The 23,093-nt window shown below is 69.8% G+C and carries 18 protein-coding genes and 1 pseudogene; 14 read left to right on the top strand and 5 right to left on the bottom strand.

Annotated features, from left to right (window positions below; all coding sequences use genetic code 11):
* Window positions 1–5: 5 nt before the first annotated feature.
* The 5 genes from AACL56_RS33395 to AACL56_RS33375 form a co-directional block, all read right to left on the bottom strand.
* Window positions 6–1,895, bottom strand: a complete 1,890-nt coding sequence (locus tag AACL56_RS33395) for a TRAP transporter large permease subunit (RefSeq protein ID WP_339094887.1) — start codon at window positions 1,893–1,895, stop codon at window positions 6–8.
* A complete protein-coding gene (locus AACL56_RS33390) occupies window positions 1,892–2,914 on the bottom strand; it encodes a TRAP transporter substrate-binding protein (protein WP_339094885.1) in 1,023 nt (340 codons plus the stop codon). The genes AACL56_RS33395 and AACL56_RS33390 overlap by 4 nt, the downstream gene beginning before the upstream one ends.
* A 99-nt stretch (window positions 2,915–3,013) precedes the next feature.
* Window positions 3,014–3,823, bottom strand: coding sequence for an IclR family transcriptional regulator (locus AACL56_RS33385; protein WP_339094883.1), 810 nt, complete (start codon window positions 3,821–3,823; stop codon window positions 3,014–3,016).
* Between the two features lie 395 nt (window positions 3,824–4,218).
* Entirely contained in the window at window positions 4,219–5,352 is a 1,134-nt protein-coding gene (locus tag AACL56_RS33380; RefSeq protein ID WP_339094881.1) for an ATP-binding protein, read from the bottom strand.
* Between the two features lie 268 nt (window positions 5,353–5,620).
* Window positions 5,621–7,084 carry a SidA/IucD/PvdA family monooxygenase gene (locus AACL56_RS33375; RefSeq protein WP_339094879.1) on the bottom strand — a complete coding sequence of 488 codons (1,464 nt, stop codon included), beginning with the start codon at window positions 7,082–7,084 and terminating at the stop codon, window positions 5,621–5,623.
* Between the two features lie 303 nt (window positions 7,085–7,387).
* Between AACL56_RS33375 and AACL56_RS33370 the strand changes: the two genes are divergently transcribed.
* The 14 genes and pseudogenes from AACL56_RS33370 to AACL56_RS33305 all read left to right on the top strand — a co-directional run bounded on the left by AACL56_RS33370 (window position 7,388) and on the right by AACL56_RS33305 (window position 23,092).
* Window positions 7,388–8,476 (top strand): ABC transporter substrate-binding protein, encoded by a 1,089-nt coding sequence (locus AACL56_RS33370; protein WP_339094877.1) that lies wholly within the window; start codon window positions 7,388–7,390, stop codon window positions 8,474–8,476.
* A 4-nt stretch (window positions 8,477–8,480) separates the two neighbouring features.
* The gene (locus AACL56_RS33365) at window positions 8,481–9,299 is read left to right on the top strand and encodes an ABC transporter ATP-binding protein (RefSeq protein WP_339094875.1); all 819 of its coding nucleotides are present in this window, start codon (window positions 8,481–8,483) and stop codon (window positions 9,297–9,299) included.
* Window positions 9,300–9,453: 154 nt separating this feature from the next.
* A complete protein-coding gene (locus AACL56_RS33360; protein WP_339094873.1) occupies window positions 9,454–10,281 on the top strand; it encodes an ABC transporter permease in 828 nt (275 codons plus the stop codon).
* Window positions 10,274–11,233, top strand: a complete 960-nt coding sequence (locus AACL56_RS33355; protein WP_339094871.1) for a substrate-binding periplasmic protein — start codon at window positions 10,274–10,276, stop codon at window positions 11,231–11,233. The genes AACL56_RS33360 and AACL56_RS33355 overlap by 8 nt, the downstream gene beginning before the upstream one ends.
* 160 nt (window positions 11,234–11,393) lie before the next feature.
* Window positions 11,394–12,329 carry a CysB family HTH-type transcriptional regulator gene (locus AACL56_RS33350; protein ID WP_339094869.1) on the top strand — a complete coding sequence of 312 codons (936 nt, stop codon included), beginning with the start codon at window positions 11,394–11,396 and terminating at the stop codon, window positions 12,327–12,329.
* A 132-nt stretch (window positions 12,330–12,461) separates the two neighbouring features.
* The gene (locus AACL56_RS33345) at window positions 12,462–13,403 is read left to right on the top strand and encodes a TauD/TfdA dioxygenase family protein (RefSeq protein WP_339094867.1); all 942 of its coding nucleotides are present in this window, start codon (window positions 12,462–12,464) and stop codon (window positions 13,401–13,403) included.
* A 60-nt stretch (window positions 13,404–13,463) separates the two neighbouring features.
* A complete protein-coding gene (locus AACL56_RS33340; protein ID WP_339094865.1) occupies window positions 13,464–14,834 on the top strand; it encodes an LLM class flavin-dependent oxidoreductase in 1,371 nt (456 codons plus the stop codon).
* Window positions 14,831–16,012, top strand: coding sequence for an SfnB family sulfur acquisition oxidoreductase (locus AACL56_RS33335; protein ID WP_339094863.1), 1,182 nt, complete (start codon window positions 14,831–14,833; stop codon window positions 16,010–16,012). The genes AACL56_RS33340 and AACL56_RS33335 overlap by 4 nt, the downstream gene beginning before the upstream one ends.
* Before the next feature lie 108 nt (window positions 16,013–16,120).
* Window positions 16,121–17,746, top strand: a complete 1,626-nt coding sequence (locus AACL56_RS33330) for an ABC transporter substrate-binding protein (protein ID WP_339094861.1) — start codon at window positions 16,121–16,123, stop codon at window positions 17,744–17,746.
* Between the two features lie 14 nt (window positions 17,747–17,760).
* A complete protein-coding gene (locus tag AACL56_RS33325; protein ID WP_339095321.1) occupies window positions 17,761–18,786 on the top strand; it encodes an ABC transporter permease in 1,026 nt (341 codons plus the stop codon).
* The gene (locus AACL56_RS33320; protein ID WP_339094860.1) at window positions 18,783–19,613 is read left to right on the top strand and encodes an ABC transporter permease; all 831 of its coding nucleotides are present in this window, start codon (window positions 18,783–18,785) and stop codon (window positions 19,611–19,613) included. Before AACL56_RS33325 ends, AACL56_RS33320 begins: the two co-directional genes overlap by 4 nt.
* Window positions 19,610–20,623, top strand: a complete 1,014-nt coding sequence (locus AACL56_RS33315) for an ABC transporter ATP-binding protein (RefSeq protein ID WP_339094858.1) — start codon at window positions 19,610–19,612, stop codon at window positions 20,621–20,623. Before AACL56_RS33320 ends, AACL56_RS33315 begins: the two co-directional genes overlap by 4 nt.
* A complete protein-coding gene (locus tag AACL56_RS33310; RefSeq protein WP_339094856.1) occupies window positions 20,620–21,462 on the top strand; it encodes an ABC transporter ATP-binding protein in 843 nt (280 codons plus the stop codon). Before AACL56_RS33315 ends, AACL56_RS33310 begins: the two co-directional genes overlap by 4 nt.
* Before the next feature lie 113 nt (window positions 21,463–21,575).
* Window positions 21,576–23,092, top strand: a pseudogene (locus AACL56_RS33305) (amidohydrolase family protein).
* Window position 23,093: the final 1 nt, after the last annotated feature.

Below are 23,093 nucleotides of genomic sequence, written 5' to 3'. Positions count from 1 at the left end.
CGGAATCAGTGAATGAAGATGGTGGAGATCGCGGGCACCGCGGCGATCACGAGGAGGCCTGCAACAAGCACCGCCAGGTAGCGCCACATGTGCCCGATGACCGCGTCCGGCGCGACCTTGCCGATGGCGCAGGCCGCATAGAACCCGATGCCGAAAGGCGGGGCGAACAGGCCGATGCTCATCGCCACCACCACGACCATCGAGTAGTGGACGTCGTTGATGCCGAAGGCGTGCGACACCGGCAGCAGGAGCGGCGCGAACAGCAGGATCGCCGGAATGCCCTCGAGGATGTTGCCCAGCAGCAGGAACACGACGATGGTGATCGCGAGAAAGCCGTAGGGCCCGCCCGAGATCGATGTCATCGCACGCGCCAGGTCGCCGGAGAAACCCGATTGCGTGAGCGACCACGCCATGCCGGTGGCCGTACCGATGACGAACAGGATCGCGCCGGAGAGCGCCGCCGTCTCCACCAGGATCGGATAGAAGCGCGACCACTGCACCGGCCGGTAGATCAGCACGCTGACGACGAGGGCGTACACGATGCCGATGGTCGAGACCTCGGTGGCCGTGGCCACCCCCTCCACCACCGCCCAGCGGATGACGAAGGGCAGCGCGATCGCCGGCAGCGCGGCCAGGAACGACTTGCGGATCAGCGACCAGTCGGGACGCGCATCCGCCGGCGGCGGCTCGGCGCGGGTGCGCACGAAGATCAGCGCGGCCAGGAAGCCCGCCAGCAGCAGCGCCGGAAGCAGGCCCGCGGCGAACAGGCTGGCGATCGAGATGCCGGTGACCGAGCCGAGCGTGATCAGGACGATGCTGGGCGGAATGGTGTCCGCCATGGCCGCCGATCCGGCCAGCAGCGCGACGAGATCGCCGTCCTTTGCGCCCCGGCGGCGCATCTCGGGAAAGAGGCCGGGCGCAACCGCCGCCATGTCGGCCACCTTGGAGCCCGAGATGCCCGACACCAGCAGCATCGCCACCACAAGCACGTAGTACAGCCCGCCGCGCACGAAGCCGAGCAATGCCGCGAGGAAAGCGATGATCGTCCGCGCGAACCCGGTGACCTCGATCATCAGGCCCAGGAAGATGAAGAGCGGGATCGCCAGCAGCAGTGGCTGCGACATGCCCTGGTCGAGCCGGTTGATGACCACGCTCATGGGCGTGGAGGTGGTCAGCGCAAGGTAGCTCAACGTGGCGATGCCGAAGGAGAAACCGATCGGCACGCCGATGAAGATGGCCACGCCGACGATCAGCACGAAGAAGACCAGCAGGTTGAGGTTGCCCATCTTCATGAACCAGGGGGCGAGCCCCCAGAGCGCGAGGCCCAGCACGGCCAGCCCGAGCGCGGCGGCCAGCGTGGGCACCAGCAGCCTCGAGCGGACCGCCTGCAGCGCCAGCGTCACCATCATGAGGACGATGCCCAGCTCGATCCCGAATACGCGCCAGCTCGAGGGCACACCGAGGTTGGGGAGCACCGCGAACGCCTCGTCCTCGACGTAGTCGATGGACGGACGCAGCATGAGGCACAGCGTGGCGAACAGCACCGCCATGACCGCTGCGCGCAGGAAGGTCTGCGTTCGCGGCGTCGCGTTGCGCGAGAGCGCCGTGAAGGCGAGGTGCTCGCCTTTGCGCAGCGCGATCACCGCACCGAGCATGCCGAGCCAGAGGAACATGCTGCCCGCGAGCTCGTCCGACCAGACGATCGGGCTGTGCAGTGCGTAGCGTGCGATGACGCCCGCGAAAAGCAGCACCACCTCGGCGACGATGAGGACGGCCGCCACGAGGTCGACCGCACGCCCGAGCCACAGGCTTGCCGCCTCGAGCCAGCGCACGCCTGCAGGCCCGGAGGAACCCGAGCTGCCCGGCGACGCATGCGACACCGAGTGCAGGCTCATGCAAGCTCTCCGCCGGCGGCCTGCTCGAGCACCTTCCAGGCGGCATCGCCGAACTTCTTGCGTGCGTCGCCGTAGTAGCCTGCGGCGGTCAGCTTCTTGCGGAACGAGTCCGCATCGATGTCGTTGAAGATCACGCCGCCCTTGGCCATGGCGTCCTTGTACGACTGCTCCTGGCCGGCCAGGTCCTGGCGCTGCGCGAGGCCCGCTTCGTTCAGCCGCTTCTCGACGATCTCCTGCAGGTTGGCAGGAAGACCGCGCCAGATGCGGCCGTTGATCAGCACCCAGTTGCCCTGCCAGATGTGGTTGCTGAGCGCGCAGTGCTTCTGAACCTCGAAGAACTTCGAGGTGACGATCACGCCGAGCGGATTCTCCTGGCCGTCGACGATCTTGGTCTGCAGGGCGGGATAGACCTCGTTGAACTGGATGCTCGTGGGTGCCGCGCCCAGGGCCTTGAAAAGATCGACGTAAGCCGCCGCGCCAGGCACACGGATCTTCATGCCGGCGATGTCGTTGACCGACTTGACCACGCGCGCCGAGGACGTGATCTGCCGGAAGCCGTAGTCCCACACCGTGGCCGGTGCATACAGGTTCGCCTGCTTCAGCGCATTGCGGATGTGCGTGCCCAGTGCACCGTCCATCCCCTTCATCACGGCGGCGGAGTCCTTGAACGCGAAGCCCACGCCATCCAGCGCAGCCATCGGCACCACGCTGGACGCGATCAGCCCGCCGACCACGAACATCTCGACGGCACCGGAGCGGACCTGGTTGAGCAGGTCGACCTCGCCCCCGAGCTGGTTGTTGGGGAACAGGCGCAGCTCGACGCGGCCGTCGCTGTCCTTGGCGATGCGATCGGCCGCCTGCTGCAGCCGCACGTTGGTCGGATGGTTGGCCGCGAGGGGGTGCGCGACCTTGAAGACGAACTCGGCGGCGCGCGCGCGGCTGACGAAGGGCCCGCTGACGAACGGTGCTGCGGCAAGCGTTCCGAGAACGGCGCGGCGGCTGATGGAGGAGGACGGCATGGAATGTCTCTGTTGGAGTGGATATGGAGAAACGACAGGGAAACGAGAAACGGGGAACGGCGCAGCGCGCCCGGCCGCTGCGGGCCGGGCGGCCGCGGCTCAGGACTTGCGCGCGGGCACCGGCTGGTTGGGGCGGCGCTGGAACACCGCGGAGACAGCGCTCGCCGTGCCCAGTTCGCTGGCCGTGTCGATCAGCGCGTCGCTGAGCGAATCCATGCGTTCCTGCGTCAGGCGGTTCATCGGGCCCGCGATGATCAGCACCGCGATGACTTCCTTCCTGGCGTTGAACACCGGCGCAGCCATCGAGCTCATGCCCGGGAGGAAGACGTTGACCGTGGTTGCGTAGCCGCGGCCCTTCACGGCCTTCACCTGCGCCATCAGCGCCTTGAGCGTGGTCGGCGCGCCGGGGCCGTAGTTCTTCGGATCGCCCATGCCCTGGATGGACACGAGGCGCATCGCTTCGTCCTCGGACTTGGTGGCGAGCCAGACGAGCCCTGCCGCGCTGCAGGACAGCGTGACCGGCTGGCCCATTTCGGGGTCGTAGCGCAGGCCGTGCGTCGCGCCCTGCGCCTTGGCGACGTACACCAGGTTGTCTTGGTCGACGACGGCGAGCCGCACGAGCTCCATGCTCTTGCCGGCCAGACGCTCCAGGATCGGCTGGGCAACGTCCACGATGCCGCCGGCGCTGAGGTGGCGCAGCGCCAGGGAAACGACCTGCATCGTGAGCGTGAACTCGCCGTGCCGCTCGTCCTTGCGCACGTAGCCTGCAGCGATGAGGTCGTTCAGCAGGCGGTGCGTGGCACTGAGCGGAATGTCGGCCTTCTCGGCCAGTTCGGACAGCGTCCTGCCGTTCGGGTGGTACGAAAGCTCGTCAAGGATCTTCAGGCAGCGGTCGACGATGTTGCTCATGTGGAGTTCCAGTATTCGCCGGAATTCTAAGCAAGTAGTTTTCATTTTGGAAGTCACTTCCAAAATGGTTTTAGCTTCCATTTCTCAGAGTATTCCCTGATCCTGAACGAGATATGGCCAGTGGCCGCGCCTGCCACAGCAGGGCGGTTTCACGACGCGCCGAGCCAGCCGGATCGACATGGAAAGGCGTCCACGCCGCAGCGCGGCACGCGTATCGGGGAGAGAAGACGGAACGAAATGGCGACGCCATCCGAGCGCCGGCTGCGCATGCGGCGCACGATGCCGGCTTCGACGCCTTAGGCCCGCCTCGAGGTCAGCCCCTTGCGATCGCCGGGCCTGGAAGTTCAGGCCGACCATCGCGTCCACCCACGCCGGATGGACGCCCGCTCACTTGCTCAGCTCGAACGCAGCCAGGCGGCATGCTGGCTGTCCTCGATGACCCAGGCGCCGCGGCCATGGTTCCAGACCAACCCGTCCTTGCGCAGCCGCTCCAGCGCCGACTGCACCGAGGACTTGCTGATGGGCGTGTCGTCGTCCGGCGAGCGCGCCGTTCTTGCGCGGCGATAGCTTTCCATCGAAGCCTCGTCGAAAGGCGCGAACTTGTCGACCTTCGCCATGCGGAACAGCACGGCCGCATCCAGGGGGTCGCGGCCCTCGATGCTTCGCAGGAACAGGTCGCGGTCGGCCTCCAGCGAGGCCTCCACCAGGCTCAGGAACTGGGCGTCGATGTCCGCCTGGGCGGCGCCCGGGCTGCGCTTGAGCAGGTCCTTCAGCACGCCCTTGAGCGGCTCGGGCCGATGGCCCATGCGCTCGAAGCCCTGCTTCAATACGCCTTTCGCCGGCATCGGCTGCCTGCCCCTCGTCTTTCGCAACCACGCCAGGTAGTCGTCGCCCAGCGGCTCGAGCTGTTCCAGCGGGGCCTTGTAGAACGCCTGGTCCTTGGAGTTGATGAGGGCCGTGAGCTTGTCCGAGTTGGAGCCCGTGGCCAGGAGCCGGAAGCCGAACAGCGACCGGTCGAGCATCAATGCGTCGCGTGCCGCCTTGAGCGCGAACAGCATGGCCCGACCTGCCTCCGTCGTCTGCGCATGCTGGGCTTCGTCGATCACCAGGAAGATCGGCTTGCGGGCCATCTTGCTGAGCACCTGCAGCGCGGCCGAGATCGTCATGCCGTCGGGCGTGCCGATCGCTGCAAGGTCCATCTCGAAGCCGACGACCTTGAATCTGGTGAGCCCGGAAGCCTTCGCCCCCTTGAGGACCATGCCCTCCAGGCCGAGAATCGCCTTGCGGATGCCTTCGATGACCACCTTGGCCGGGTCGACCGCCTTGTCTTCCCAGAGATCGACATAGATCACCAGGGCGCCTTCGGTGGCCAGCAACGGGTTCAGGTCTTCCTTGATGAAGGTCGTCTTTCCCGTGCGGCGGGGGGCGGCGAGAAACACGCCGGACGACGCGTACGAGGTCTGAAGAAGATCGACATAGGTGCGCGCCAAAGCATCGCGGTGATAGATCTCCTCGTCCTGCAGCTTCATGCTTGTCCTTCGGGTGCGATTCCGGGCTGAACACGGTGGCAGGAATTATCCCCAAGTACGCTAATTATGGAAAGTATGTGAAGTAGGCCAAGTGCGACCATCAGGTCGCATCCGGCTTGTCGATGACGACCGGCGATGCGCGCCACGGCGGCGCAGTCGCTTTCGGGAAACATGGGTTCCGATCCGGCGCGGCTGCATGGCCGCGCACATGGTGAGCAGCCGGCCCGCGAGCGCTCTCGTTACGCGAAGACGGTCCGCTCCACGAGCCTCAGGCTGCGCCGAGCGCAGCGCTTTGCGGCTGCCAGAGCGCGCCCGCGTACAACTCCTCGCCGAAGTCCGCCGGCACGTCGGCCCGGGTGCGCGCTTCGTGCAGCGCCAGGTCGGCGTGCAGCAGGTCGTGGCTGATGCGCCGCACCACCGCGGGCACATAGCCGCGGATGCTGGGCACGTCGCCCAGCGGCAGCCCGGTGGTAGCGAAGCCGCCAGGGTTGTAGGTGTGGATGTCGCGCAGCCATGGTGCCGTTCCCGGCGTCTTCTCGAGGTACTCGAGGCCCGCGCCCAGGTACGGTGCCGCGCCCAGTTCGTCGTCTCGCTCGTGCGCCGCGGGCTGGTAACGGTCGCGCCAGCGCAGCACCAGCCCGGCGATGCCGGCCAGCTCGGGCCGCTGCGACAGCTCGTGCGTGTAGCCCGTGCCGGCGATCACGAAGTCGAAGTGCAGCCGCTCGCCCTGCACCTCGGCCACCACCTGCCCGCCCTGCACCTGCGCTCGCTGCCATGGCGCGCCCAGGTGCAGGTGAAAGTTCGGGAACGCGAGCACGCGCTGCACCGAGTCGGGCGGGGGTGTGGTGCCCAGGCGGCGGTAGCGCGCCGCATGGTGCCAGCGCGTGGCATCGGGCAGCGACAGGTAGTTGTCGTAGAAGCCCGGGTAGCCCCTCACGCGCACGACCGGCGTGGCCGCGATGTGGTCGCGACGCGCGAACAGGTGCACCGCGGCGGCGCCGCTCTCCAGCGCCACCGCGGCCGCGTCGAAGGCGGATGCCGCCGCGCCGATCACGGCCACGGTCTTGCCGGCCAGCGCCGCGAAGTCGATCGCATGGCCGGTGTGGGCTGCCAGCCCCTGGTCCACTGCTGCAGACAGCAGTTCGGGAATGAAGGGAGCGCCGCTGCCGGCGACGCCGTTCGCGAAGACCAGCTTGCGCGCGGTCTCCGTGCAAGGCTCGCCGTTCACTTCGAGGTGCAGCCTGAAATGCGGCACCGCGCCGCCCCGTACCGGCTCGAAGCGCACGAGCCGCGTGCCGTAGCGCACCGTCGTGCCGGTGATGCCGCGAAACCAGTCCAGGTACGCGGCCCAGTCGGTGCGGCCGATGCGGTCGATCGCGGCGTAGGCCTCCTGGCCGTGTCGGGCCTCGTACCAGGCCTGGAAGCCCAGCGCCGAGACCGGGCCCTCGGGCCCGACCAGGTTCTTCAGCGTGCGCAGCTTGTGCATGCGCGCCCGCGTGAGCCACACGCCCGCCTGCGCGGCGCCGCCGGCCGCGTCGATCACGCTCACGCCGCCGATGCCCGCACGTTGCAGCGCGAAGGCGAAGGCGCTGCCGCTCTGGCCGCTGCCGACGATCAGCACGTTGTGGTCCACGCCTTCGTGCGCGGGCACCCAGTTGGCGGGCGCGGGCCCGAGCAGGCGCAGGGCTTCATGGGCGGACGTGTCGGGATTCGATGTCGTCGGGGATGTCATGGGCTGGAGACCGGTGATGGAAAAGTGCGGGCCCCGAAGGGCCCGCGAACCGTCGCCGCTTTCCGGCGACCAGGAGACACTCACCCTCGAAGGCAAGAGCCGCCATTCTTGGCGGGCCGGCGCACCGGGCGAAGCACGTAAATCGCATACGCTGATTCGGTTTCCGGATTTGCGGCCGGCCACGCGCGCCATCCCGCGCGGCGCATATGCATGCGCGGTTTTCTTCGTTGATGGCACGCGCCCGCGCTTCCTACGATGCGGGCCTTCCAACACTTCGAACGCTCCCTTGTAGAGCGCGCCGCCATGTCCATCGAGTCGCCCTCCCGCATTCCCGCCCGTGCCGTGCCCTCGAGGCGCCTGGCGCTCAAGACCTTCGCGTCGCTGACGGCCATCGGCGGGCTGGGCAGCCTCGGTGCGCTGGGACTCGCCGGCTGCTCGCGCGACGAAGGCCGGAGCGCGTCGGCCGGCGGCCCGGCGGTGGTGAAGAAGGCCGGCGACAAGGTCGCCTTCAAGTACCCCGACAACCCCTCCTTCGACCTGATCTACCTGGCCGACCAGCTCGGCTACTTCGAGGGCACCAACACCCGTCCGCAGTACGTGGGCAAGATCGCCGCCCCGCAGATCATTCCGCTGGTGGGCACGGGCGAGATCGACTTCGGCAGCCGCATGGTGCCGCTGGTGATCTCGGCCATCGCCTCCGGTGCCGACCTGAAGGTGGTGGCCGCGGGCGGCAAGACGCTGCAGGAAGCGCCGCACATGAAGTACTTCGTGCGCAAGGACTCCGGCATCCGCACGCCGAAGGACCTCGAGGGCAAGACCATCGGCTTCAACAGCTTCGGCGCCTGCGCCGAGTTCGTCACCAAGAAGTACCTGCGCCAGCACGACGTGGACGTGAGCAAGATCAACTTCGTCGTCATTCCCGACGAGCAGGCCGAGCAGACGCTGGTCACGCGCAACACCGACCTGGCCATCATCCACGCGCCCTTCTCGGGCCGTGCCGACCATGCCGACGCGCTGGTGCGGCTGTGGAGCGACTTCGACCTCGACGGCGGCCTGGGCGGCATGGCGCCCTACAGCGCGCACGGCAGGTTCATACGCGAGCATCCCGAGGCGGTGCGCGACGTGGTCACGGCGCTGGCCAAGGCCGGCAACTGGGTCAACGCCAACCCCGAGGAAGCGCGCAAGCTGGTGGCCAAGCGCATCAACATGGACCTGCAGAACGTCGACCGCTATGCCTACGTGGACGACCTCGTGGTGACCGAGCCGCCGATCCAGTACTACGTCGACATCCTGCAGTCCGAAGGAAAGATCCCGGCCGGCAAGATCTCCGTGAAGGAGGTCTACACCAACGAGTTCAACCCTTTTGCACAGCCGCAAGCCGCGAAGGCTTGAACCGATGCAGACCAAGATCTCGGCCCGCGGTGTGCGGATGGACTATGCGGCGCGCGGCGCCAGCGAGCGCGTGCGCGTGCTCGAGGGCTTCGACCTGGAAGTGCGCGAGGGCGAGTTCCTCTCGGTGCTCGGCCCCTCGGGCTGCGGCAAGTCGACCTTTCTCGGCATCCTGGCCGGGCTCACCGAGCGCACCGGCGGGCACATCGCCATCGACGGCCAGCCCATTGCCGGCATCAACCGCAACCAGGGCGTCGTGTTCCAGGGCTATGCGCTCTTTCCGTGGCTTTCGGTGCTCGACAACATCGCCGTGGGGCTGGAGATTCGCGGCCTCGGCAAGGCCGCGCGCCGGCGCACCGCGCAGGAGTACCTGGAGCTGGTGGGCCTGCAGGGCTTCGGCGAGCGCTACCCGCACGAGATCTCTGGCGGCATGAAGCAGCGCGTGGCCATCGCGCGCTCGCTGGCCTACGAGCCCGACGTGCTGCTGATGGACGAGCCCTTCGCGGCGCTCGACGCGCAGACGCGCGAGGTGCTGCAGGGCGAGCTGCTGCGCATCTGGGAGCAGCACCGCAAGACCATCGTGTTCATCACCCACAGCCTGGAAGAGGCGGTGTACCTTTCGGACCGCGTGGCCGTGATGACGCAGCGGCCCGGGCGCATCAAGGACATCATCGACATCCCGCTCGCACGCCCGCGCTCCGCGGAACTGCGCCACACGGCGGAGTTCGCCGCCCTGCGGCATCGCGCGTGGGAGGTGCTGAAGGACGAGGTGCAGCTGGGGCAGCCCGTGCAGCGGCAGCTGCGGCCAGCAAGGGCGTTGCCATGAACGCGCCCGGCTTCTTTTCCTTTCCCCCCTGGGAGAAGGCCGGGATGGAAGCATTCGGCCGTCGCGATGCCGATGCCGATGCCGCTCGACAAGCCGCCGACCCCCAACCTCCCCAGCGGCGGAGGGAGCAAACCCCGAACACAGAGGTTTTCCAATGAGCGCCGTCCTCGAAGCACCCAAGGCCCGCCATCCCGCCCGCCTCCCCGGATTCGCGCGCGGCGCCCTCCGCTGGGCCGAACGCGGCATCGGCATCGTGCTGTTCCTCCTGCTGTGGGAGGCACTGCCGCGCCTGGGCATCGTGAGCGATGCCTACCTGAGCCCGCCTTCGGCGGTGCTCGCCGCCATCGGCCAGCTCGTCGACAACAACCAGCTCTGGAAGCACGTCGCCGCCAGCCTGCAGCGTTCGCTGTGGGGGCTGGTGCTGGCCAGCGCGGCGGGCGTGGTGCTGGGACTGCTCATCGGCGGCTTCAGGCGGCTCGCGGCCATCGTCGATCCGGTGCTGCAGCTGTTCCGCCAGACCTCGGCGTTCGCCCTGTTCCCGGTGTTCATCCTGTTCCTGGGCATCGGCGAGCTGTCGAAGGTGGCGATCATCTTCTGGGCCTCCTTCTGGCCGGTGCTGCTGAGCACGGTGAGCGGCGTGAAGCAGGTCGACCGCTTGCTGGTGAACTCCGCGCTGTCGATGGGTGCGTCGCGCCGCTTCGTCTTCTTCAAGGTGGTGCTGCCCGCGTCGCTGCCGTCGATCTTCACCGGCGTGCGGCTGGCAGGCGCCTACAGCATCACGGCGCTGGTGGCGGCGGAAATGATCGGCGCGCACTCCGGGCTCGGGTTCCTCACGCTCAATTCGCAGGAGACCTTCCAGATCCCGACGATGTACGCCGGCATCCTGATGCTCGCGGTGCTGGGCCTGCTGCTGAACTACCTGCTCGCGCTGCTGGAGCGCAGGCTGCTGCGCTGGCGCCGGGGATTGAGCCTTGATGAATGAAGCCGCATCCGGCCCGGCCGACCGCCGGCGCGCGTCCCGTGTCGCAGCGGGCACGGTCGCAGCCGCGGCGCTGGCGCTCGCGGTGCTCGGCGGCATCGGCGGCTCGTGGGCCTTCACGGACCCGGGCGATGCACGGCTGCCGGCCTCGCTCGGCTGGCTGCGGCTGCTGGACACCGCGCCGCCGCTGGCCGCGTTGCCCAAGGGCCCCGTGCTCGCGCACGCGACAGCGCGCGGCGAACTGCGCGTGGGCGTGCGCCGCTATCCGCGTCCGGCGCCACCCGAGGCACCGACACCGCCCGAGCCCGATGCCTTCGACGCCGCGCTGGCGCGCCGGCTTGCCGATTCGCTGGGCGTGCGGCTGCAACTGGTAGGCCTCGCACCCGAAGAGCGCGAATCGGCCCTGCGCAACGGCCGCGTCGACCTGCTCGTGGCGGGCGTCTCCGACGACGCGGCGCCGCAGCAGGGCATTGCCGCGGCGCCGGGCAGCTACGACACCGGCCGCGGCGAGGTGGTGGCGCTGCGCCGCGGCCGGGTGCAGGACGAGACGGCCCTGCGCGGCGCATCGGTCTGCGTGGGCGAGGGCTCCGGCTATGCGGGCGCCGTGGCGCAACGCTATGGCGCCCAGCCGCGCAGCTACCCGTCGTCGGTGCATGCGGCCTCGGCCTTCATGGCGGGCGAATGCGCGGCCCTGGCCGAAGATGGCGAGGTGCTGCAGCGGCTGATGCGCAACGAGGAGTGGCGCTTCTACAGGCCGCTCGCGCGGGGGCTGGTTCCGCGCGCCGATGCCTCGGTGCGGCTGGCCGAAGGCGATGCGGTGTCGCGCGACTACATCGCCGCCGCGCTTCGCCGCTGGCAAGCCGACGGCACGCTGGCCAGGGCGCGCAGCGCGCGTGCGGGCAACCTGCAGTTCGAGATCACGCTGCTGAAGGACGGGCTGGTCTGCCATTCCTGAGCGTCGGGGCGGTTGCCGGACCTCGGCCACCGCCCCGTTATCCCGCATATCCATAGCCGCATTCGTTCTTTGGCCGCGTCGGCGCGCTCCGCCCACACTCTGCAGGCCAGCGGGGCTTCCCGGTGATCTGCACAGAGACAACCCACACGCCGAACTGCCGATGAACTTCCAGCAATTGCGTTCCGTGCGGGAAACCGTGCGCAGCGGCTTCAATTTGACAGAGGCCGCGCAGACGCTGCGCGCCTCGCAGTCCGGCGTGAGCCGGCAGATCCGCGACCTGGAGCAGGAGCTCGGCATCGAGCTGTTCGTTCGCTCGGGCAAGCGGCTCACCGGCCTCACGCCGCCGGGCGACCACCTGCTGCCGATCATCGAGCGCGTGCTCGCCGAGAGCCGGCACCTGCAGCAGGCCGGGCACGCCTACCTTGCACAGCAGCAGGGCGTGCTGTCGGTGGCCGCCACCCATTCGCAGGCGCGCTATGCACTGCCGCCCGCGGTGCAGGAGTTCCGCCTGCGCTTTCCCGGCGTGCGCCTGCACCTGCACCAGGGCTCTCCCAGGCAGGTGGCGCAGATGCTGCAGGACGGCGAGGCCGACGTGGGCATCGCGACCGAAGCGCTGGCAGGCCATGCGCAGCTTCTCGCGCTGCCGTGCCGCTGCTGGCGCCATGCGGTCATCGCGCCCCTGGGGCATCCGCTGCTGCGCGCGACCGGGCCCCTCACGCTGGCCGGGCTTGCGGCCTGGCCACTCATCACCTACGACACCGGCCTCAGCGGCCGCTCGCGCATCGACGAGGCCTTCGAGCGGGAAGGCCTCGCGCCCGAGATCGTGCTGGCCGCGATGGACGCGGACGTCATCAAGACCTACGTCGCGCTCGGCATGGGCGTGGGCATCGTGGCCGACCTCGCCTGCGACCCGGTGCGCGACGTGCAGCTCGGCGCGCTCGACGCAGGCCACCTGTTCGGCGTGAACCAGACCCGGATCGCGGTGCGCCGCGGCGGCTACATGCGCAGCTATGTGTATGCCTTCATCGAATGCTTCGCGCCCGACCTGGCGCGCCCCGCGATCGAACTCGCCGCGGCCGCGGCGAACGACGCCTGAACCTGAGCGCCCTCGCACCGGCCGCGCGGCCCAAACGAGGTTTGCGCATATGCACATGCGCAATGGGCGCATGCGACGAACGCGAACTTTCCTAGCATTCAAGCCATTGCATCGCGCCGAAGACGCCACACCATGTCCCTGACCGATACCCTCGCCCCACCCGCGCCGCCCGTCGCGCCATCCGCTGCGCAGTCCGGCAGGACCGCAAGCGCCGCCGAAACCTTCCGTATCGCGCCCATCAACGCCGCACTCGGCGCGGAGGTCACGGGCCTCGACGCCACGCGGCCCCTGCGCGCCGACGAGGTGCTGGCGCTGAAGCGCGCGCTGCTCGAGCGCCATGTGCTGGTCTTCAAGCGCCAGCAGCTGGACGACGCGCAGTTCGAGCGGCTGGCCAGCTACTTCGGCAGCGTGTTCCGGCCGCCCGCGAACGTGCCGGTGCTCGGCTCCGACCCCTACGGCGGCAACACGCCCGACATCGTGCATGTGTCGAACCTCGCCGGCGGCGTGCTCGGGCACGACGAACTGGCCGCGCACGCCGACCACCACTGGACCCCGGTGCCCTCGTCGGGTTCGCTGCTCTACGGCATCGAGGTGCCGTCCGAAGGCGGCGACACCACGTGGTTCAACCTCGCGGCCGCCTGGGACTCGCTCGACACGGGCACGCAGCGCGAGATCGCCGATCTCAGGCTCATCACCTACAACCCGTTCCTGCGCAAGCTCAAGCCGCTGCCCACCGGCTTCCCGCTGTACCGCACGCCCGACATCGAGCCGCTGGAGCCCTTCGAAGTGCATCCGCTGGTGCGCACGCATCCCGACAGCGGGCGGCGCATCCTGCACCTCGGCGAGAAGACCGAAGTGGAGATCGTGGGCGTGGAGCCGCAGTACGGCGCGGCGCTGGTCGCCCGGCTGCGCAGGCACCTGCTGCAACCGCGCTTCGCCTACACGCACCGCTGGTCGGTGGGCGACATCGTGTACTGGGACAACCAGGCGACGCTGCATGCGCGCAGCGCCTTCGACAACGGCGAACGCCGGCTGCTGAAGCGCATCAGCCTGTCGGGCAGCCGCCCCTACTGAGCGACGCCGAACCCACCGAAGACACGCGCGCCCCGCAAGGGGCGGCGCGCGGACCCGCTCATGCCCTCCCGCCGCCCTATCCTGCTGAACGCGTTCGACATGAACACGGTCGGCCACATCTCGCACGGCCTGTGGCGCCACCCGCGCGACCGTTCCACCGGCTACAAGCGCCTGCCCTACTGGCTCGATCTGGCTCGCACGCTGGAGCGCGGCCTGTTCGACGGCCTGTTCCTGGCCGACGTCACGGGCGTGTACGACGTGTGGGGCGGCAATGCCGACGCGGCGCTGCGCGACGCCATCCAGCTGCCCATCAACGACCCTGCGGTGCTTGTCGGCGCCATGGCCGGCGTCACGCGGCACCTCGGCTTCGGCATCACCGCCACCATTTCCGCCGAGCAGCCGCACGCGTTCGCGCGGCGCATGTCCACGCTCGACCACCTGAGCGAGGGGCGCATCGGCTGGAACATCGTCACCGGGTTCCTCGACAGCGCCGCGCGTGCGCGCGGCGACAAGGCCACCGCGGGCCATGACCAGCGCTACGACCGCGCCGACGAATTCATGGACCTGGTCTACCGCCTGTGGGAATCGAGCTGGGACGACGACGCGGTGGTCGCCGATCGTGAACGCGGCATCTACGCCGACCCGGCGAAGGTGCGCCCCATCCATCACGAGGGCCCGTTCTACACGCTCGATGCGGTGCATCCCTGCGAGCCGTCGCCGCAGCGCACGCCGCTGCTGTTCCAGGCCGGAGCCTCCGCTCGCGGCACCGCCTTCGCGGCACGCCATGCCGAGATCGTGTTCGTGCCCAACCAGGGCCTGCAGGCGACGGCAGCCGTGGTGCGCAAGCTCCGGGCCGCGATGGCCGAGGCCGGCCGCGACCCGTCGCAGGCCCGCTTCGTGACCACGCTGCAAGTGGTCACCGGCCGCACCGAAGACGAGGCGCAAGCGCGCTACGAGGACTATCGCCGCTACGCGCGCCCCGAAGCGGGCCTGGTGCAGTTCGCCAGCGCCATCGGTGTCGACCTGTCGCGCCACGGCCCGGACGACCCGGTGACCGGGGGCAGTGCCGATGCGATCCAGAGTTCGGTCGCGTCGCTGCGGCGGCACAGCGAAGCACCCACGGTGCGCCAGCTGCTCGCGCAGATGCCGCTCGGCGGCCGGCACGCACCGGTGGTGGGAACGCCCGCGCAGGTGGCCGACGAGATCGAGGCCTGGGTGCAGGAAGCGGGCGTGGACGGCTTCAACCTCGTGCGCACGGTGAGCCCGGAGGGCCTCGAGCATTTCGTCGAGCTGGTGGTGCCCGAACTGCAGCACCGCGGCCTGCACAAGCGCGCCTATGCCGAGGGCACCTGGCGCGAAAAGATCTTCGGGCGCGCCAGCGTGCGCCCGCCCGCCGCCCTTGCGGCCAGACGACAGCCTGCTTCTTCATGACTGCCCATCTCATCACGACCGACGCCGAGGCCCTCGAGGTCGCCCGCGCCCTCGCGGCCGAATTCGCACCCGGCGCCTCCGCGCGCGACCGCGAGCGCCGGCTGCCGCATGCCGAGGTCGAGCGCTTCTCGGCCAGCGGACTCTGGGGCCTCGCGGTGCCGCGCGCCTTTGGCGGCGCCGCTGTGTCGCACGCGACGCTGGCGGAAGTGATCGCGCTGATCTCCGAGGCCGACCCCGCGCTCGGCCAGATCCCGCAGAACCACCATTGCCTGGTCGACGCGGTGCGGCTCATCGGCAGCCCCGCGCAGCAGGACTTCTTCTTTCGCGAGGCGCTCGAGGGCAAACGCTTCGGCAACGCGGTGTCGGAAAGCGGCACGCCCAATGCCAAGGTCGTCACCGCGCGTTTGAGCCGGACGCCGGAGGGCCTGCGGCTGAACGGCCGCAAGTTCTATTGCACGGGCGCGCTGTTCGCGCACTGGGTGCCGGTGGCCGCCAGGGACGACGAGGACCGCCAGGTGCTGGTGTACGTGCGCCGCGACGCCCCCGGCCTGCAAGTGATCGACGACTGGAGCGGCTTCGGCCAGCGCACGACCGCGAGCGGCACGGTCACGGCCGAGAACGTGGCGGTCGAGCCGCTGCAGGTGCTGCCCCGCGCCCGGTTGTTCGACCCGCCGACCATCCACGGCCCGTTCGCGCAGATCCTCCATGCGGCCATCGACCTGGGCATCGGCCGCGCCGCCATGGCCGACCTGCGCACGTGGGTGCGGGACCGCGCGCGCCCCTGGCCCGACAGCGGCGTGGCACGCGCGGCGGATGACCCGCTCACGCTCGCCAAGCTCGGCGATCTCGTCATCCGGCAGCACGCGGCCGAGGCGCTGCTGGAGCGCAGCGGACGCTGCCTCGACAAGGCCCGCGACGACGGCTCGCCGGGACGCGTCACCGAAGCATCGATGGCCGTTGCCGAGGCCAAGGTCGTCACCACCGAATTCGCATTGCTCGCGGCCACCACGCTGATCGAACTCGGCGGCACGCAGGCCACGCTGGCCGAGCACAACCTCGACCGCCACTGGCGCAATGCGCGCACGCACACGGTGCACGACCCGGTGCGCTGGAAGCCGCACGCCATCGGCAATCACTGGCTCAACGGCGCGGCGCCCCAGCGCCACGCCTCCTTGTGAGGGCGCCGCCCCGCGTCTTAGAGAGCCCGCGGAACGTGCACGCGCCACGAACCGCGGCAGCACCCGAGCCCAACCACCACTTCCAGTTTTCCACAGAGAGAGTTCGACATGGACCGTCGCAGTTTCATCCAGCAGAGCACCGCATTCGTCTCCGTAGGCGCCACAGGAGCCATCGCCACCGCCGGCCTCGGCATGCCGCTGGCGGCCTTCGCGCAGTCGCGCAAGGAAACCGTGCGCGTGCTGGCCGAAGGTGCGCCCAACTCGCAGGACCCGCATGGCGAAGGCGTGAGCCGCGAATCGCTCGGGCTCTTTACCAACGTGTACGACCGGCTCATCAACTTCGACCGGGTGCAGGTGTCGCCGGGCGTGTTCAAGTACGACTACGGGCGCTTCCGCGGCGAGCTGGCCGAGAGCTTCGAGCAGTCCGCCGACGGCCGCACGCTGACCTTCAGGCTGCGACGCGACGCCACCTTCCACGACGGCAGGCCGGTGACCGCCAACGACGTGAAATGGTCGCTCGACCGTGCCGTGTCGCTGCCCGCCAGCAAGCGGCAGCTGGCCACCGGATCGCTGGAGAACGCATCGCAGTTCAGCGTGGTGGATTCGCACACCTTCCGCATCACGCTGCCGCGCGCGGACCGCTATACGCTGCCCAACCTGGCGCTGTTCTTCGCGTCGGTGCTCAATTCGGAACTCGCGCGTTCGCACGCCACCCCGGCCGATCCATGGGCCGCCGAGTGGGTCAAGGCGAATGCCGCGGGCGGCGGCGCCTACAAGGTCGAGAACTTCACGCCGGGCCAGCAGGTGATCTATGCGCGCTTCGACGGCTGGAAGAGCGGCGCGCTGCCGCAGGTGCGCCGTGCGGTGTTCCAGGTGGTGCCCTCCGCCTCGAACCGCGTGGCCGCGCTTCTCAAGGGCGATGCGGACGTCGCGCTGCAGCTGCCGCCCAAGGACCTCGATGCGCTCACCGACACCACGCGCGCCAAGGTCGTGTCCGTGCCCGTGACCACCAGCTTCCGCTTCGTGGCCTTCAACACCCAGGCCAAGCCCTTCGACGACGTGCGCGTGCGCCAGGCCATCGCCTATGCGCTGCCCTACACCTCGCTGCTGCGCGGCGCCAACCTGGGGCGCGGCGAGCCGCTGTACGGCGCGAAGCCGGGCAAGCCCGCCGGCAGTCGCTTTCCGCAGCCCTATCCGTACGAAACGCAACTGCTGCGCGCACGCGAGCTGCTCGCGCAGGCCGGGCTGGCGAAGGGCTTCAAGACCAGCTTCAGCTACAACGTCGGCGACGCCACGCTGGCCGAGCCGGCGGCGCTGCTCATCCAGGAAGCGCTGGCGAAGATCGGCATCGAACTGAGCATCGAGAAGGTGCCCGGCGCGCAATGGGGCACGCTGCAGACCGAGAAGAAGCTGCCCTTCTTCATCGACAGCTCGTCGGCCTGGTTCAACGACCCCGACTACTTCTTCCGCATCTTCTTCCAGGGCGACTGGCGCTGGAACTTCGGCTCCTTCAGGAACGACGAGCTCGCGAAGCTGGTCGAGCAGGCGCGCTGGGAAACCGACCGCGCGAAGTACGACCGCGCCATCCAGCGCGCGATCGAGATCGCCTTCGACCAGGTGCCGCTGGTGCCGCTGTGGCTGCCCGCGTTCGAGGCCGCGCTGCAGCCCGACCTGCAGGGCTTCACCTATTACATCCACGGGCAGGTGGATTTCCGGCCTCTCACGCGCGGATGAGCCGGGACGTGGCCATGGGCGCTAACTTCGCGGCGCGCATCGGCGCGCGCGTGCTGGCCACCGTGCCGGTGCTGCTGGGCGCGGTGGTCTTCACCTTCCTGCTGACGCACGTGCTGCCCGGCGACCCGGCCGCGTTCCTCGCATCGGGGCCGAGCGCAGGGCCGGAGGAGATCGCGCAGATCCGAGCCCGCATGGGCCTCGACCAGCCACTGCCCACGCAGCTCTGGCACTACCTGGTGGCGCTCGCGCAGGGCGACTGGGGCCAGTCGCACACCACCGGCCAGCCGGTGTGGAACGACCTGCGCCAGCGCCTGCCGGCCACGCTGGAGCTCACCTTCTTCGCCTTCGTGCTGACGCTGGCCATCGCGCTGCCGCTGGGCGCAGCCGCGGCGCTGCGGCCGCGTTCGCTGTGGGACCGCGCCTGCACGCTGCTCACGGTCGGCGGCAGCTGCATGCCGACCTTCGTCATCGCGCTGCTGCTGGTGTACGTCTTCTACTTCCTGCTCGGCTGGGCGCCGGAACCCACGGGCCGCATCGACGCCATGCTCGCGCCGCCGCCCACCGTCACCGGCTTCATGCTGGTGGACGCCGCGCTCGCAGGCGAGCGGGATGCGCTTGCATCGGCCGGCGGACGGCTGCTGCTGCCCTCGGTGGCCATGGCGCTGTTCTCGCTCGCGCCGGTGGCGCGGCTCATGCGCGCATCGCTGCTCGGCGTGCTGCGCAGCGACCCGGTGCGCACGGCGCGCGCACTCGGGCTGCCGCGGCGCGCGGTGCTGGCGAGCGCGCTGCACCTGGCGCTGCTGCCGGTGGTCACCGGCGCCGGGATGGTGTTCTCGTACATGCTGAGCGCCAACGTGGTCATCGAGAAAGTGTTCGCCTGGCCGGGCATCGGCAGCTATGCGCTCGACGCGCTGCTGGCGGCAGACCATGCGCCGCTGCAGGGCTTCGTGCTGCTGGTGGCGCTGCTGTTCGTGGGCGTGAACCTGGCCGTGGACCTGCTGCACGGCCGGATCGACCCGCGCGCGCGAGGCGAGGCATGAAGCCGCAGCATTTCCGCGCCGCGCCGGGCCTCCTGCTGCTCGCGCTGTTCCTGCTGGCCGCGCTCTTCGGCCCCGCACTGGCGCCCTTCGATCCGCTGGCCACCGACATGCTGGCGCGGCTGCAGCCACCCGGCGCCACCCACTGGTTCGGCACCGACGCGCTCGGGCGCGACCTGTTCTCCCGCGTGCTGGTGGCGACGCGCCTCGACCTGGGCATGGCCGCGGGCGCGGTGGTGCTGTCGCTGCTCGCGGGCAGTGCGATCGGCGCATGGTGCGGCTTCGTCGGCGGCCGCCTCGACCGCTGGACCGGCCGGCTGGTCGATGTGCTCATGGCCTTCCCGCTCTTCGTCGTGGCGATGGCGCTGGTCGCGGCCTGGGGCAACAGCGTGGCGAACATCGTCTATGCGACGGCGCTCATCAACCTGCCCTTCTACATCCGGCTGGCGCGCAGCGAGGTCGGCGTGCGGCGCAACGCGGGCTACGTGCTCGCGGCGCGGCTCGGCGGGGCCACCGCGCCACGGCTGCTGTTCGGCGTGCTGCTGCCGCACGTGCTGCCGATGCTCGCGGTGCAGGGCTCCATCAACCTGGGCTGGGCGCTGCTGAACGGCGCGGGCCTGTCCTTCATCGGCCTGGGCGTGCGGCCGCCGACGGCGGAATGGGGCGTGCTGGTGAGCGAGGGCGCGCCCTACATCATCACCGGCCAGTGGTGGCTGGCCTTCTTTCCCGGGTTGGCGTTGTTCGCGGCCGTGGGCTGCTTCACCTTGCTGGGCGACGCATTGCGCGACCTGCTCGATCCGCGCGGCGCCGCGGAGGCGGCCCGGCCATGACCGCGCCGATGCTCGAGGTCGAAGGGCTGACGCTGCGCTTTCGCACACCCACGGGCCTGGTGAACGTGCTCGACCGGGTGGGCTTCACGCTGCAGGCCGGCGAAACGCTGGGCCTGGTCGGCGAAAGCGGCTCGGGCAAGTCGGTGACCGCGCTGGCGCTGGCCGGACTGCTCGATGCGCGCGCGCAAACGCAGGCGCGCACGCTCCGCTTCCAGGGCCGCTCGCTGCTGGACAGCCGGGGCGAGCCCGACACCGCCGCCTGGCAGGGCCTGCGCGGGCGCCGCATTGGCTTCGTGTTCCAGAGCCCGCGGCGTGCGCTGCACCCGCTGCGCACCATCGGCGACCAGCTGCAGCAGGTGCTGCAGGTGCATCGCGGCCTGAAGGCCTCCGCCGCGCGGCAGGAGGCGCTCGCGTGGATCGAGCGCGTGGGCCTGAGCGAGCCCGCACGCCGCTTCAAGGCCCATGCGCATGAACTCTCGGGCGGCCAGTGCCAGCGCGTGATGATCGCGCTGGCACTGGCCGGCGAACCCGAGCTGCTGATCGCGGACGAGCCGACCACCGGCCTTGACGTGAGTACGCAGGCGCGCGTGCTCGATCTCATCGCCGCGCTCGCGCGCGAACGGCGGCTGGCCACGCTGCTCATCACCCACGACCTGGCGTTGGCCGCGCAGCGCTGCGCGCGCATCGCGGTCATGCACGCCGGCCAGCTCGTGGAAACGCTGCCGTCGCGCGGCCTGCGCGATGGTGCCGCGCATCCGTACACCAGACAGCTGCTGCGCGCCACGCCGCAATCGGCAGCCACGCTCGGTGACCTGCGCAGCGTGCACGGGGTGCTGCCCGACCTGACGCGCACCGACCTTCCCGCCTGCCGCTTCGCCGAGCGCTGCGACCGGGCCGACGCCCGCTGCCACGCGCAAGCCTCGCCGCGCACGCGGCTGACGGGCCCGCATGCACTGGCCTGCTGGCACCCGGTCCAGTTCGTTCACCCGCCGCTGCCGATTGCCGCATGAGCACGCCATCGCCCTTGCTCGAAGTGCGCGACCTGGTGGCGCGCCACGCCCTGCCCGGCGCGCCGGCATGGGGCGGGCTGGTCAACCGGCGCCGCTGGCTGCAGGCCGTCGACGGTGTGAGCTTCACGCTCGCTCGCGGAGAAGCGGTCGGGCTGGTGGGCGAGTCGGGCTGCGGCAAGTCGACGCTGGTGTCGCTGCTGGCGCGCCTGAGCGATCCCGTCTCGGGGCGCATCGTGTTCGACGGCATCGAGCTGTCCGGCCACCCCGCGGCACGCGCCGCGCGGTCGCCATGGCGCCACCGCGTGCAGATGGTCTTCCAGGACCCGCACGACAGCCTCGACCCGCGCCGGACCGCCTTCGACGCCATCGCCGAGCCGCTGCGCTCCGCCGGCGGCCAGCGGGCGCTGAAGGGCGACGCGCTGCGCCGCCGCGTGCTCGAGGTGGCGCAGCGCGTGCAGCTGGGCGCAGACCTGCTGCAGCGGCGCCCGCACGAGCTCTCGGGCGGCCAGGCTGCGCGCGTGGGCATCGCACGCGCGCTGGCGCCGGGGCCCGAGCTGCTGATCCTCGACGAGCCCACGGCCGCGCTCGACGTGTCGGTGCAGGCCGGCGTGCTGGCGCTGCTCGACCGGCTGCGCCGCGAACTGGGCCTGGCCATCCTGTTCGTCTCGCACGACCTCGGGGTGGTGCGCCTGCTGTGCGAGCGTGTGCTGGTGATGCGCGAGGGCCGCATCGTCGACCAGGGCCCTGCGCGCGAACTGCTCGACAGCCCTCGCCATGCCTACACCGCTGCACTGGCCGCGGCCATTCCGAAGTTCCTGGAGCGCGCACCGCACGCCTAATGCGCGCTTTGCCTAAGCAAGCGCCAAAGCCTTCTTTGGCAAGCATGCGCGCCCCGCGTAGCCTGCGGCGGTCCTTTCTTCTTCCAACGCGTCGACCAACAAGGAACCCGCAGATGAACGATCGCTTGAACCGCGTGCACGCCTCGCGCTCCGCCGCCGTCAAGGCAGGCCTCGACCACCCCGTGATCGACACGGACGTGCATGTCAACGACTTCGCTCCGGTGCTGGAGGACTACGTGGCGCAATACGGCGGCAACAAGCTCGTCGATGCGCTGCGCAAGGCGCTGGGCGGGCGCTTCGTCACTCGCAACGGCGGCGGCAAGGACTGGTACCAGCAAAGCGCCGAGGAGCGCCAGTTCCACCGCACGCTGCGCGCGCCGTGGTGGGCCCGCGTGACGCGCAACACCTACGACCTGGCCACCTACACCCTGCCCGCGCTGCTGCACGAGCGCCTGGGCGAGCAGGGTTCCGACTACTCGATCCTCTTTCCCAACGACGTGCTCTCGCCCGCCGCGGCCGGCAGCGAGTACCGCCAGCCGCTGCACCGCGCCATCAACCACTTCCATGCCGACCAGTACCGGCCCTATGCCGACCGCCTGACGCCGGTGGCGGGCATCCCGCTGCACACGCCGCAGGAAGGCATCGAGGAGCTCGAATTCGCGGTGAAGACGCTGGGGCTGAAGGTGATCAACATCGCCGGCGGCGTGCGCCGGCCGATCCGCGCCATCGCCGAGAAGTACCCGGCGGCACAACACCCCGACATCGCGAAGCAGGTCGGATACATCGACTTCTACGGCATCGACAGCGAGCACGACTACGACCCGTTCTGGGCCAAGGTGGTGGAACTGGGCGTGCCGGTGACGACGCACTACGGCAGCCAGGGCTGGACCGGGCGGCAGTCGATCAGCAACTACATGAACAACCACATCGGCCACTTCGCCGACGGTTCGCAGGCCTTCGCCAAGGCGCTGTTCTTCGGCGGCGTCACGCGGCGTTTTCCGGGGCTGCGCGTGGGCCTGCTCGAGGGCGGTGCCGACTGGGGCGCGCATGTGTACACGCACCTGGTCGACCGCTGGGAGAAGCGCAACAGGCACGCGGTGCGCAACTACGATCCGGCCGAGGCCGACATCGATCTGCTGGCCTCGCTGTTCGAGCGCTACGGCGGCGACTTCGTCAAGGGCCGCACGCTCGACAAGGCTACGCTGCTGCGCGACAGCCTTGGCATCTCGGCGCTGCCGCACAGCCGCGAGCCGAACGAGTCGGAAATCGACGACTTCGCGCTCGCCGGCATCGAGAAGGTGAAGACATCCGCGACCGCTGGGTGAACAACTTCTACTTCGGCTCCGAGGCCGACGACCGCACCGTGGCGGCCGCCTTCAACACCCGCGTGAACCCGCTGGGCACGAAGATCAACGCGATCTGGTCGTCCGACGTGGGCCACTGGGACGTGCCGGAGTTCACTGAGCCGCTGGCCGAAACCTGGGACCTGGTGCAGCAGGGCGTGATCTCTTCCGACGACTTCAAAGCCTTCGTCTTCGGCAACCCGCACCGCTTCTACACCGAGGCCAATCCGCGCTTCTTCGAAGGCACCGAGGTGGGCCGCAAGCTCGCGCTGAAAGGCACGCGATGAG

Source organism: Variovorax paradoxus, from assembly GCF_902712855.1.
Taxonomy (GTDB): domain Bacteria; phylum Pseudomonadota; class Gammaproteobacteria; order Burkholderiales; family Burkholderiaceae_C; genus Variovorax; species Variovorax paradoxus_Q.
Note: the sequence above shows the minus strand (reverse complement) of the source record. Positions and strands in the feature narration are given on the sequence as shown.